Here is a 282-nt window from a genome sequence, read left to right on the forward strand (position 1 = left end):
TTCGTCTCCCACCGGGCACCGCAAACGCACCATTCCGGCCAACCGGAGGGACGAATATGCCAGGAGAGTGGCCGGCCTCCGGCCGCGGGTCGAGGCGCTCGGCGATCCAGGAGGCGCGGTCGCGCAGCCACCACAGGGCGAGGGCCAGGGTGGGGGCGCGGTACGTGCCGAGGGGTACGCCGATGCGGCGGCCGTCGCAGACTCCGTACGCCGTGACGTGGCACAGGAACTCGTCGTGCACGATTCTCTCCCCCGGTTGCGTGGCCCGTCGGCCGGCCGGTC

General features: G+C 72.7%; 1 pseudogene. It reads right to left on the reverse strand.

Going from position 1 to position 282, the window contains the following annotated elements:
* A pseudogene (locus tag AOK18_RS33645) lies at positions 1-241 on the reverse strand (hypothetical protein); the annotation flags it as partial.
* Positions 242-282: the final 41 nt, after the last annotated feature.

This window comes from Streptomyces prasinopilosus, from assembly GCF_001419695.1.
Taxonomy (GTDB): domain Bacteria; phylum Actinomycetota; class Actinomycetes; order Streptomycetales; family Streptomycetaceae; genus Streptomyces; species Streptomyces prasinopilosus.